7 protein-coding genes are annotated in these 12754 nt (G+C 70.5%); 5 read left to right on the forward strand and 2 right to left on the reverse strand.

What is annotated here, in order from left to right:
• Nucleotides 1-50: 50 nt before the first annotated feature.
• A complete protein-coding gene (locus tag LG634_RS11890; protein ID WP_226733702.1) occupies nucleotides 51-1967 on the reverse strand; it encodes an amidohydrolase in 1917 nt (638 codons plus the stop codon).
• Between the two features lie 153 nt (nucleotides 1968-2120).
• On the opposite strand from LG634_RS11890, the gene LG634_RS11895 reads away from it, so the two are divergent.
• The 5 genes from LG634_RS11895 (at nucleotide 2121) to LG634_RS11915 (ending at nucleotide 9701) form a co-directional block, all read left to right on the forward strand.
• Complete coding sequence (locus tag LG634_RS11895) at nucleotides 2121-3128, forward strand: LacI family DNA-binding transcriptional regulator (protein ID WP_226733703.1); 1008 nt, start codon at nucleotides 2121-2123, stop codon at nucleotides 3126-3128.
• 154 nt (nucleotides 3129-3282) lie between these two features.
• Entirely contained in the window at nucleotides 3283-5997 is a 2715-nt protein-coding gene (acnA, locus tag LG634_RS11900) for an aconitate hydratase AcnA (RefSeq protein ID WP_226733704.1), read from the forward strand.
• 310 nt (nucleotides 5998-6307) lie between these two features.
• Nucleotides 6308-7768, forward strand: coding sequence for an N-acetylglucosamine/diacetylchitobiose ABC transporter substrate-binding protein (gene ngcE / locus LG634_RS11905; RefSeq protein WP_226733783.1), 1461 nt, complete (start codon nucleotides 6308-6310; stop codon nucleotides 7766-7768).
• Nucleotides 7769-7807: 39 nt separating this feature from the next.
• On the forward strand, nucleotides 7808-8752 hold the full coding sequence (locus tag LG634_RS11910; RefSeq protein ID WP_226733705.1) for a carbohydrate ABC transporter permease: 945 nt from the start codon (nucleotides 7808-7810) through the stop codon (nucleotides 8750-8752).
• 13 nt (nucleotides 8753-8765) lie between these two features.
• Nucleotides 8766-9701: a carbohydrate ABC transporter permease gene (locus LG634_RS11915; protein ID WP_226733706.1), complete on the forward strand. Its 936-nt coding sequence runs from the start codon at nucleotides 8766-8768 to the stop codon at nucleotides 9699-9701.
• An 87-nt stretch (nucleotides 9702-9788) separates the two neighbouring features.
• Here LG634_RS11915 and mgtA read toward each other — a convergent pair whose 3' ends face one another.
• Complete coding sequence (gene mgtA / locus LG634_RS11920) at nucleotides 9789-12509, reverse strand: magnesium-translocating P-type ATPase (protein WP_226733707.1); 2721 nt, start codon at nucleotides 12507-12509, stop codon at nucleotides 9789-9791.
• Nucleotides 12510-12754: the final 245 nt, after the last annotated feature.

Below are 12754 nucleotides of genomic sequence, written 5' to 3' on the forward strand. Positions count from 1 at the left end.
CTCGGCACTCGGCACTCGGTGCTCGGCGCTCAGTCGTCAGTCCTCGGCGCTCACTGCTCGGTGCACCCGCACGCCCGGTGCCGGCCGCCGTGCACCGCCGCGTACGACGCCGGCCGCGGTCCGGCCGCCGCCCGCGCCAGCCGGGCCGCCGCCGCCCGGCCGGTCGCCGAGTGCGCGTCGTGCACCGCCCGGCCGCCCACCAGCGTCAGCTCCACCTGCGTGCCACTGACGTCCTTCACCGGGCAGCGCGTCACATCGCGGTCCAGCAGCACCAGGTCGGCCGCCTTGCCCCGCTCGACCGTGCCCGTCAGCCGCTCCTGGCGCAGCTGCCAGGCCGTGCCCGACGTGTGCATCCGCAGCGCCGAGGCCCGGCTGAGCCCCTCCAGCTCCCGGTACAGCGGCCCGTCCCCGTGCGCGCCCTTGCGGTCGACCGCCGTGCGGATCTGGTTCCACACCTGGAGCGCGTCCACCGGCCAGTCGGAGCCGCCCGCCAGCCGCGCCCCCGCCTTCTCCAGGCTGCGCGCCGGGTACATCCAGCGGTGCCGCTCCGGCCCGATGTACGGCAGTAGCGCGTCCATCGTCCACGTGTCCTGGGCCGCCCACTGGAGCTGCAGGCACGCGGCCACCCCCAGCTGTGCGAACCGCCGCAGGTCCGCCGGGTCCACCAGCTGCAGGTGCGCCACCGCGTTGCGGGCGTCCGTACGCCCCGTCACCTTGCGGGCGTACGCGTAGCCGTCCAGCGCGGTCCGCACCGCCCGGTCGCCCAGGCCGTGCGCGTGCATCTGCCAGCCCGCCCTGTTGAACGCGGCCGCCAGCTTCCCGTAAGCGCGCCCCGAAACATACAGTTCGCCCCGGTTCGAGGTGGGCTTCCCGTTGCCGTCGAGGTACGGCTCCAGCAGCGCGGCCGTCTGCGCCGGGTACTCGATGACCCCGTCCAGGAACACCTTGACCATCCCGAACCGCAGCCCGCGCACGCCCTCGAACTCCTTGCGCAGGCCCCGCGCGTACGCCAGCGAACCCGCCGGGTCCTTCGCCTGGGCGGCGTCCAGCCGGATCGCCGGCACGATCCGCTGCGGCAGCTTCCCGGCCCGTGCCAGCTCCCGGTAGAGCTCCAGTTCGTGCCGTCCGACCAGGGCGTCCATCATCGTGGTGACACCCGACGCGGCCGCCTCGGCCAGCACCTTGGCGCAGGCCGCCACCAGCTCCGCCGTGGTCGGCTCCGGCACGTGCCGGGTCAGCAGGCCCTGCGCGTCGTCCTTGAGCACGCCGGTCGGCTTGCCGTCGGCGCCCTTCACGATCTTGCCGCCGACCGGGTCCGGAGTGGCCGCGGTGATGCCCGCGATCTCCAGCGCCCGCCGGTTGGCCCACAGGTTGTGCCCGTCGCCGCCGACCAGCGCGACCGGCCGCCGGGTCGGCAGCGCGTCCAGCATCGCGTGGTGCGGGGCGGTCCCCGTCGGCAGCAGCCCGACCGGGTTCCAGTCCTCGACCACCAGCCAGGTGTCCGGCTCCGCACCCGCGCCGCCGGTGTCCGCGAGGAACCCGCGCAGGATCTCCTGGAGTTCCGCCACCGTGGTCTCGGCGCCCTCCAGCGACGGCCGCAGCGACCGGTCCCCGGCGCCCAGCGGATGCACGTGACCGTCGTGGATGCCGCTCATCACCGTGTTGCCCCGGGCGTTGACCACCTCGGTGTCCCGCCCGATCAGCCGCCGCACCGCCGAACCGGTGCCGGCCGCCAGGATCCGGCCGTCCCGGCCCACCGCGACCGCCTCCACGGGCCGCGCCCCCGGCACCCCGGTGAACACCTGCGCGTTGTGGATGATCAGCGAGGCGGACCCGGCACCGCGGGCCCCCGCCGGCGCGGCCGCGGCGGGCGCCGCACCGGCCGTCCCCACCGCCGCCCCGGCCAGTCCCGCCGCCCCCGCGGCGAGCAGCCCCCTGCGGGACAGAGCTGACTTCTTGACCTCCATGGCCCCTCCAAACGTCGCTGTGACAGGGGACACTCGATGATTAAGCCCTTAACCAGAAGCGGTCCCCGGCGACGGATTCCGCACCCCGCCGCGGCACCGGCTGCGCGAACCGCCGCCCGCCGCCCCGGCACCCGCCACGGGAACCTCCGTACGATGGCGCCCGTGCCCGGACCGACCATCGCCGACATCGCGCGCGCCGCAGAGGTGTCCACCGCGACGGTCTCCCACGCCCTCAACGGCACCGGCCGGATCGGCGAGAGCACCCGGCGCCGGGTCCGCGAGACCGCCGCCGCCCTCGGCTACGGCACCCGCGGCCCCCGCACCCGCACCCTCGGCCTCGCCGTCACCACGTACGCCGGCCTGCCCTGGGACTTCGCCGGCATCGCCTACTTCTCCCGGCTCATCACCGCCGCCACCTCCGCCGCCCACGCCCGCGGCTACGCCCTGACCACCCTGCCGGCCGAACGCTGCGCCGAAGCGCTGTGGCACACCCTCGCCGTGGACGGAATGCTGCTGCTCGACAGCCCGGCCGGCGACCCGGTGCTCCGGGCGCTGCGGGCCCGCCGGATGCCGGTGGTCTTCGACGGCCGGCCCGCCGATCCGCAGCCGGCCGACGTGTGGGTGGACAACGACCACGCGGCCACCACCCGCGAGGTCCTCGACCACCTGGCCGCCGCCGGCGCCCGGCGCCCCGCCCTGCACTGCGGCTACGGCGGGGAGCACTACACGCGCGCCGTCACGGAGGCGTACGAGCAGTGGTGCGGAGAAAGGGGACAGCGCCCGCTGCTGGTCCCCTTCGGCCCGGACGACACGCCGGGACACGCCTTCGACGCGCTCTTCGCCGCCCCGGCCGGACAGCGCCCCGACGCCGTCCACTGCGCCTACGACCCCGGCGGCCGCCAGGCCCTGGCCGCCGCCGCCCGGCACGGCCTGACCGTCCCCGGCGATCTGCTGCTGGTGTGCGCGAGTGAGGATCCGGCCTACGGGGAAGGGGACCCGGCGGTCAGTACCGTCACCCTGCGGCCCGAGCTGCTGGGCGAGTCGGCGGTCGCGGCCCTGGTGGCCCTCGTCGAGTCGGGGCACCCGGAATCGCCCGGCCAGCTCACCGTTCCGGCAGGTCTGCGGGTGCGCGCTTCGTCCCGCCGCCCGGACATGTACTAGAGTTATCTCGACATCGAGATATCTGCCGAAGGCGCACCGCAGCCGCCCCCGTGGTAAGGGTTACCTAACTTAGCCTTACCTTAGCGGATTGGCCACAGGGCGTGGCGGCAGGATGCGGTAGAACGCGCGAATTCATGCACTGAAGGAGACTGTCGTGTCGGCGAACAGCTTCGACGCCCGCACCACCCTGCAGGTGGGCGACGAGTCGTACGAGATCTTCAAGCTGGACAAGGTGGAGGGCTCCGCCCGCCTGCCCTACAGCCTGAAGGTGCTGCTGGAGAACCTGCTCCGCACCGAGGACGGCGCGAACATCACCGCCGACCACATCCGTGCGCTCGGCAGCTGGGACTCCCAGGCCCAGCCGAGCCAGGAGATCCAGTTCACGCCGGCCCGCGTGATCATGCAGGACTTCACCGGCGTGCCCTGCGTCGTCGACCTCGCCACCATGCGCGAGGCCGTCGCCGCCCTCGGCGGCGACCCGGCGAAGATCAACCCGCTCTCCCCGGCCGAGATGGTCATCGACCACTCCGTCATCGCCGACAAGTTCGGCACCAACGACGCCTTCGCGCAGAACGTCGAGCTGGAGTACGGCCGCAACAAGGAGCGCTACCAGTTCCTGCGCTGGGGCCAGACCGCGTTCGACGACTTCAAGGTCGTCCCGCCGGGCACCGGCATCGTCCACCAGGTCAACATCGAGCACCTGGCCCGCACGGTCATGGTCCGGGGCGGCCAGGCGTACCCCGACACCCTCGTCGGCACCGACTCCCACACCACCATGGTCAACGGCCTCGGTGTGCTCGGCTGGGGCGTCGGCGGCATCGAGGCCGAGGCCGCGATGCTCGGCCAGCCGGTCTCCATGCTGATCCCGCGCGTCGTCGGCTTCAAGCTGACCGGCGAGCTGCCCACCGGCACCACCGCCACCGACCTCGTGCTCACGATCACCGAGATGCTGCGCAAGCACGGCGTCGTCGGCAAGTTCGTCGAGTTCTACGGCGAGGGCGTCGCCGCCACCTCGCTCGCGAACCGCGCCACCATCGGCAACATGTCGCCGGAGTTCGGCTCCACCGCCGCGGTCTTCCCGATCGACGGCGAGACCCTGAACTACCTGCGCCTGACCGGCCGCTCCGAGCAGCAGGTCGCGCTCGTCGAGGCGTACGCCAAGGAGCAGGGCCTCTGGCTCGACCCGGCCGCCGAGCCCGACTTCTCCGAGAAGCTGGAGCTCGACCTCTCCACCGTCGTCCCGTCGATCGCCGGCCCGAAGCGCCCGCAGGACCGCATCGTCCTCGCGAACGCCGCCGCGCAGTTCGCCCAGGACGTCCGCAACTACGTGTCGACCGCCGACGAGGCCGGCGAGGAGTCCTTCCCGGCCTCCGACGCCCCGGCCGTCAGCAACGGCGTCCCGTCGAACCCGGTCCAGGTGACCGCCCCCGACGGCACCACCTACACGATCGACCACGGCGCCGTCACCGTCGCCGCGATCACCTCCTGCACCAACACCTCGAACCCGTACGTCATGGTCGCCGCCGCGCTCGTGGCGAAGAAGGCCGTGGAGAAGGGCCTGACCCGCAAGCCGTGGGTCAAGACCACCCTCGCCCCTGGCTCGAAGGTCGTCACCGACTACTTCGACAAGGCGGGCCTGACCCCGTACCTCGACAAGGTCGGCTTCAACCTGGTCGGCTACGGCTGCACCACCTGCATCGGCAACTCCGGCCCGCTGCCGGAGGAGGTCTCCAAGGCCGTCAACGAGCACGACCTCGCGGTCACCTCGGTCCTCTCCGGCAACCGCAACTTCGAGGGCCGGATCAACCCCGACGTCAAGATGAACTACCTGGCCTCCCCGCCGCTGGTCGTCGCGTACGCCCTCGCGGGCTCCATGAAGGTGGACATCACCAAGGACGCGCTGGGCACCGACACCGAGGGCAACCCGGTCTTCCTGAAGGACATCTGGCCGTCGGAGGCCGAGGTCAACGACGTCGTCGCCAACGCCATCGGCGAGGACATGTTCTCCAAGTCCTACCAGGACGTCTTCGCGGGCGACGCCCAGTGGCAGGCGCTGTCCATCCCGACCGGCAACACCTTCGAGTGGGACGCCGAGTCCACCTACGTGCGCAAGCCCCCGTACTTCGAGGGCATGACGATGGAGACCACCCCGGTCACCGACATCACCGGCGCCCGTGTCCTGGCCAAGCTGGGCGACTCGGTCACCACCGACCACATCTCCCCGGCCGGTGCCATCAAGGCCGACACCCCGGCCGGCAAGTACCTCACCGAGCACGGTGTGGAGCGTCGTGACTTCAACTCCTACGGCTCGCGCCGAGGCAACCACGAGGTCATGATCCGCGGTACGTTCGCCAACATCCGCCTGCGCAACCAGATCGCGCAGGGCACCGAGGGCGGCTTCACCCGCGACTTCACCGTCGAGGGAGCCCCGGTCTCCTTCATCTACGACGCCTCGCAGAACTACCAGGCCGCCGGCATCCCGCTGGTCATCCTGGGCGGCAAGGAGTACGGCTCCGGCTCGTCCCGCGACTGGGCCGCCAAGGGCACCGCGCTCCTCGGCGTCAAGGCCGTCATCACCGAGTCGTACGAGCGCATCCACCGTTCGAACCTCATCGGCATGGGCGTCCTGCCGCTGCAGTTCCCGGCCGGCCAGTCGGCCGACTCGCTCGGCCTGACCGGCGAGGAGACCTTCTCCATCGCGGGCATCACGGAGCTGAACGAGGGCACCACCCCGAGCACGGTCAAGGTCACCACCGACACCGGTGTGGAGTTCGACGCGGTCGTCCGCATCGACACCCCCGGTGAGGCGGACTACTACCGCAACGGCGGCATCATGCAGTACGTCCTGCGCAACCTGATCCGCGGCTGAATGCGCTGATCGGCCGGACGACGGCACCACAGGGCCGTATCCCCGTTAAGGGGGTACGGCCCTTCCGCTTTTCGGGGAAGGCTTCCGGTGTGACGGCCAGGTCTCAACTCGGAAAAGGCGGGGCTCATCCTTGTGCACGATCTTGCTCAGGCGAGCGGAAGTGGACTATACCTGTGCGCGTCCGGGTCGCCGCGGTCTCCGCGGCCCCGGACCGGGGGACGGCGGGGACCTGCGGTGATGTCCGCATGCACGGCAACTGCCGTGATTTCCGGCCCTCCTGCACACTCCTGACGAAGGCGAGGACATGAGCATGGGATCCACCTCCGCCCACGGTGAGCGCGAGTCCGTTCAGGACGCCGCCGGCCTCGGCCGCCGCGATCTGATCAAGCGCTCTGCGGCACTCGGCCTCATCACGGTGCCCACGATGGGCTTCCTGTCCGCCTGCGCCTCCGGGGGCGGCGAGGACAAGCCGAACCCCAACACCTCGGGCAAGGCCGACAAGAACAACCCGTTCGGCGTGGTCAAGGGCAGCAAGCTCGACGTGGTCGTCTTCAAGGGCGGCTACGGCGACGACTACGCCAAGGCCTGGGAGGCCGCCTTCGACAAGAAGTGGGGCACCACCTCGTCCCACCTCGGCACCCAGGAGATCACCGCCAAGCTCCAGCCCCGCTTCAACGGAGGCAACCCGCCGGACGTCATCGACGACTCCGGCGCCCAGCAGATCAAGCTGGACGTGCTCTTCAAGGGCGGCCAGCTCGCCGACCTCACCCCGGTGCTCGACGCCCCCTCGCTCGACGACCCCACCAAGAAGGTCCGGGACATGCTCATCCCCGGCACCGTCGAGCAGGGCATGCAGGGCGGCAAGTTCGTCTCGGTGAACTACGTCTACACCGTCTGGGGCCTGTGGTACTCCGGCAAGCTCTTCAAGGAGAAGGGCTGGACCCCGCCCAAGACCTGGGACGAGTTCCTCGCGATCTGCACCAAGGCCAAGGAGGCCGGCCTCGGCGGCCTCGCCCACCAGGGCAAGTACCCGTACTACATCAACGTCGCCATCATGGACCTGATCGCCAAGAAGGGCGGTCTGGAGGCCATGAAGGCCATCGACAACCTGGAGCCCAACGCCTTCGAGGGCAACCCGGTCGCCCTGGAGGCCGTCGAGGCCGTGTACGAGGTGGTCGAGAAGGGCCTGCTGATGCCGGGCACCAACGGCCTGACGCACACCGACTCGCAGACCCGCTGGAACCAGTACAAGGCCGCGTTCATCACCTGCGGCTCCTGGCTGGAGAACGAGCAGATCAAGCAGACCCCGGCCGACTTCGACATGCGCTTCCTGCCCATGCCGCTGCTGCCGGGCAGCAAGCTCCCCTTCGAGGCCATCCGGGCCGGCGCCGGCGAGCCGTTCATCGTCCCGGAGAAGGCCGCCAACAAGGCCGGCGGCATGGAGTTCATCCGTTCGATGCTGTCGCGCGAATGGTCCACCCTCTTCGCCCAGCAGGCCAACTCGCTGACCATCGTCAAGGACGGCGTGGACCCGAACGTGCAGCTGCGGTCCGGCACGAAGTCGGCCGTCGAGGCGTTGAAGGCGGCCGGCGACAACACCTTCAACTACCGTTACCCGGACTGGTACAGCCAGATGGACCTGGACATCCAGAACGCGTCGAACGAGCTGATGGCCAAGCGCATCCAGCCCAAGGAGTGGATCAAGCGGGCCCAGGCGGCGGTCGACAAGGCGGCCAAGGACCCCAACGCCAAGAACAACCACCGCGACTGACGCGCCATCGGCCACCCGGGACCACCAGGGACGGACACCATGAGCCACGTAGCCAAGAGCAGGGGACGGTCCGGTTTCATCGCCGGATTCCTGATCGTGCCCCTCGCGCTGTACCTGACCTTCGTCATCTGGCCGTATGTGCAGACATTCGGCTACTCCTTCACCAACTGGACCGGCCAGTCGCCGACGTTCGACTTCGTCGGACTGGAGAACTACCAGGCCCTGCTGAAGGACGAGGTCTTTCTCAGCGCCATCTGGCACAACCTGCTGCTCCTGGTGTTCGTCCCGGTGGTCACCATCCTGCTCGCCCTCTTCTTCGCCTTCATGGTGAACGCGGGCGGGCGGGGGGCGGCCGGCGGCGTCAAGGGCGTCCGCGGATCGGCGTTCTACAAGATCGTCTACTTCTTCCCGCAGGTCCTCTCCCTCACCATCCTCGCCGTGCTGTTCGGCGCCGTGTACCGCAGCGACGAGGGCGGCCTCCTCAACGGCGTCCTCACCAAGGTCGGCCTGGTCGACGCGAGCGAGCCGATCGAATGGCTGAACGAGCCCGACCTCGTGCTCTGGTGCCTGCTGCTGGTCGTGGTCTGGCACGGGGTGGGCTTCTACCTCGTCCTCTTCTCGGCCGCCATGCAGTCCGTGCCCAAGGACATCTACGAGGCCGCCCTGCTGGACGGCGCCGGCCGCGGCCAGACCTTCTTCAAGGTCACCCTGCCGCTGCTGTGGGACTCCGTGCAGACCTCCGCGGTCTACCTCGGCATCGTGGCCATGGACATGTTCGTCCTGGTCTCGACCATGACCTCCGGCCAGTTCGGCGGCGGCCCCGACCACCACAGCGAGGTCATGGCCACCGTCCTGATGCGCAACTTCCTCTACCTCGGCAAGAGCGGCTACGCCTGCGCCATGGGCGTGGTCATGCTCGTCCTCACCATGATCCTCTCCATCATCACGCTGCGTGCCACCCGCCGCGAGCGCATCGAGTTCTGAGCGGGAGTGACCGATGACGACTGAGTCCACTGTGATCAAGGCGCCGGGCGAGGCCGCGGCGGAACGGGCGGGCGGCTCCGGACGGACCGGCGAGCAGGAGCGCCGGCGCTCCGACGGCACGGTCCTCAACGTCTTCTCCCACGGCTTCCTCGCCGTGTGGGCCATACTGATCGTCCTGCCGCTGATCTGGCTGGTCCTCGGCTCCTTCAAAACCGACGCCCAGATCGGCGGATCCGCCCTCAGCTGGCCCGCCAACTGGCACTTCGACGCCTTCGGCCGGGCCTGGGACAAGGGCATCGGTGACTACTTCACCAACACCCTCATCGTGATGGTGTTCTCGGTCCCGCTCACCATGCTGTTCGGCTCCATGGCCGCGTACGTCCTGGCGCGCTACCCGTTCCGCGGGAACCGGCTCGTCTACTACTTCTTCGTCAGCGGGGCGATGTTCCCCGTCTTCCTGGCGCTCGTGCCGCTGTTCTTCATGGTCAAGCGCTTCGACATGCTGAACACGTACCACGGCCTGATCCTCGTGTACGTCGCGTACTCGATGCCGTTCACCGTGTTCTTCATGCACTCGTTCTTCCGCACCCTGCCCACCGCGGTCCACGAGGCGGCCGTGATCGACGGGGCCTCGCACACCCGGATCTTCTTCCAGGTGATGCTGCCCATGGCCAAGCCCGGCCTGATCAGCGTCGGGATATTCAACACCCTGGGCCAGTGGAACCAGTACATCCTCCCGGCCGTGCTGATGCAGCCCCAGAGCAGCAGCGATCCCGAGCGGTACATGCTCACCCAGGGACTCGTCCAGCTCCAGTACCAGATGGGCTACGAGACCGACCTGCCCGTGCTCTTCGCAGGCGTCACCATCGCCATGATCCCGATGCTGGTCGTCTACCTCTCCTTCCAGCGCCAGATCCAGGCCGGCCTCACCTCGGCCACCCTGAAGTAGCCCGGTCCGGCACCGCCCGCAGGCATCCCGCGGCCCCCGCTCCCCCTCGCACACCGCGGGGGAGCGGGGGCCGCGGCCGTGCGGCGGTCACAGCCAGCTGCCGAACCGCCGGACGTACGCCGTCTTCACCAGCTGCGTCAGCGCGCAGTACGACAGCAGGACGCCCACCAGCCACGGGAAGTACGCGGCCGGCAGCGGCACGAACCCCAGCGCCCCGGCCAGCGGCGAGAACGGCAGCCAGAGCCCGGTCAGCACCGCGAGCACCGTCATCACCAGCACCGGCCACGAGGCCCGGGACTGCACGAACGGGATCTTCCGTGTCCGGATCATGTGGACCACCAGGGTCTGCGAGAGCAGCCCCTCGACGAACCAGCCCGACTGGAACAGGGCCTGGTGCGCCTCGCTGTCCGCACCGAACACGTTCCACATGATCAGGAACATGGCGATGTCGAAGACCGAGCTGACCGGTCCGATCGTCACCATGAACCGGCCGATGCCCCGGGCGTCCCAGTTCCGCGGCCGCCGCAGGTACTCCTCGTCCATCCGGTCCCACGGCGTGGCCAGCTGGGCGATGTCGTACACCAGGTTCTGCACCAGCAGCATGATCGCGAGCATCGGCTGGAACGGGATGAACGCGCTCGCCACCAGCACCGAGAAGACGTTGCCGAAGTTCGACGACGCGGTCATCTTGATGTACTTGACCGTGTTGCCGAAGGTGGTGCGGCCCTGCACCACGCCCTGCTCCAGGACCGTCAGGTCCTTCTCCAGCAGGATGATGTCCGCCGACTCCTTCGCGATGTCCACCGCGGTGTCCACCGAGATGCCGACGTCCGCCTCGCGCAGTGCGGCCGCGTCGTTGATGCCGTCGCCGAGGAACCCGACGGTGTGCCCGCCGGCCTGCAGCGCCCGTACGATCCGCGCCTTCTGCACCGGGTTCACCTTGGCGAACACGGTGGTACCGGCGGCCAGAGCGCGCAACTCCGCCTCGTCGAGCCCGTCGATCTCGGACCCGAGCACCACGCGGCCGACGTCGATGCCGACGTCCGCGCAGACCCGCTCGGCGACCAGCTCGTTGTCCCCGGTCACGACCTTGACCGCGATGCCCTTGCCGGCGAGGCCCTGCAGGGCGGCGGCCGCACTGGCCTTCGGCGGGTCGAGGAAGGCGAGGAAGCCGACCAGGGTCAGGTCCGCCTCGTCCGCCACCGTGTAGACGTCCTTCGGCGACCGGACGGTCCGGGTGGCGACCGCCAGCACGCGCAGGCCCTGGCGCCCCAGGCCGTCGGCGATGCCGGTGACGTCGGCGCGCTTCTCCGGGGTGAGCGCGGACCGTTCGCCACGGCGCGTCAGATGCGTGCACAGTGCGAGCACTTCGGCCACCGCGCCCTTGGTGACGATCACGTGGTCGGGGCGGCCGGCGGCGTCGGGCAGTCCGTTGCGGCGGAGCACCACCGACATCCGGCGGCGGGCGAAGTCGAAGGGGATCTCGTCGACCATCGAGAACCGTGCGTCGACGACAACCTCCTCGGCCTCGCAGACCCGGTCGATGACCGCCCGGTCCATCAGGTTGCGCAGCCCGGTCTGGAAGTGCGCGTTCAGGTACCCGTACTCCAGGACCTCGCCGTCCTCGGCGCCGGTCACGTCGAGGTGGCGGTCGAGGACGATCCGGTCCTCGGTGAGGGTGCCCGTCTTGTCGGTGCACAGCACGTCCATGGCACCCAGGTTCTGGATGGCGTTGAGGCGCTTGACGACCACCTTGCGCTTCGCCATCGCGACCGCGCCGCGGGCCAGGTTGGCGGAGACCACCATCGGCAGCATCTCGGGGGTCAGGCCCACCGCCACCGCGACGGCGAACAGGAAGGCCTCGTCCCAGTCGCCCTTGGTGAGCCCGTTGAGCGCGAACACCACGGGGACCATCACCAGCATGAACCGGATCAGCAGGAAGCTGACCTTGCGCACGCCGTGGTCGAAGTTCGTCTGCGGGCGCTCGCCGGTGAGCGACCCGGCCATCGAGCCGAAGTACGTGGCGCCACCGGTCGCGACGACCACGCCCGTGGCGGTGCCGGAGGTCACCGACGTGCCCATCAGGCACAGGTTGCCCGCCTCCACCGGGTCGGTGGTCTCCTGCCGGCCGAGGTCTTCGGCCGGGGTGTCGTGCTTGGCCACCGGCAGCGACTCGCCGGACAGCGCGGCCTGGCTGACCATCAGGTCCTTGGCGGCGATCAAACGCAGGTCCGCCGGTACGAGGTCGCCGGCGGCGAGCCGGACCAGGTCGCCCGGGACCACCTGGCTCATCGGCAGTTCGACGGTGGTGGGCAGGTGTCCGCTGCCGGCCCGGCGCTGCACCGCGCAGGTGGTGGTGACCAGCCGGGCCAGGGCGTCGGCGGCCCGCCCGGAGCGGTACTCCTGCCAGAACCGGAGCAGCCCGGAGACGCCGACCATCACGGAGAGGATCACGACGCCGGGGTCCGCCGGGTCCTGGACGTACATCACGGCGGCCAGGAACACGAGGACGCCGATGAACGGGTTCGCGTACGCCCGGGCCAGCTGGACGAACCAGCGCGGGGTGCGCTCGCGGTCGACCTCGTTCGGGCCGTGGCGCTCCAGCCGGGCCGCGGCCTCGGGCCGGGTGAGGCCGTCGGGGCAGGTGTCCAGCTCCTGGAGGACGGCGACGGCGGGGGCCGCGCTCAGCTCGGCCAGCCGGCGGCCCGCCTCGCGGGTGCGGGCCTCCAGCTCGGCGGCCCTGCGCTCGCGGCGGCCGGGGCCCGGCGGGGCGAGCGGGCGGGGGGTCAGGGGGGTGAGCAGGGTCATGGGGAACCTCCCTCCGGGCGGATGCGGACAGCGCGGAGCCGTCCGGTCACCCGGAGTGGTCGTGGGCCGGCGGCCGGAGCCGCGGGGCGGCACCGGGCCGCGGACCGGCACGGGTGTGTCGCATCCCTTGGGGCGCCGCGGGGCGCGTCAGGGCATGCTGAAGGGCTGAGAGGGGGAAACGGAAACGGGCGCGCGGGTGCCCGGCGGCGCGGGCCTCACGGGAGGCGGCGCCGGAAGGCGGTCGC

It is taken from the genome of Streptomyces bambusae (assembly GCF_020532645.1).
Lineage (GTDB): Bacteria > Actinomycetota > Actinomycetes > Streptomycetales > Streptomycetaceae > Streptomyces > Streptomyces bambusae.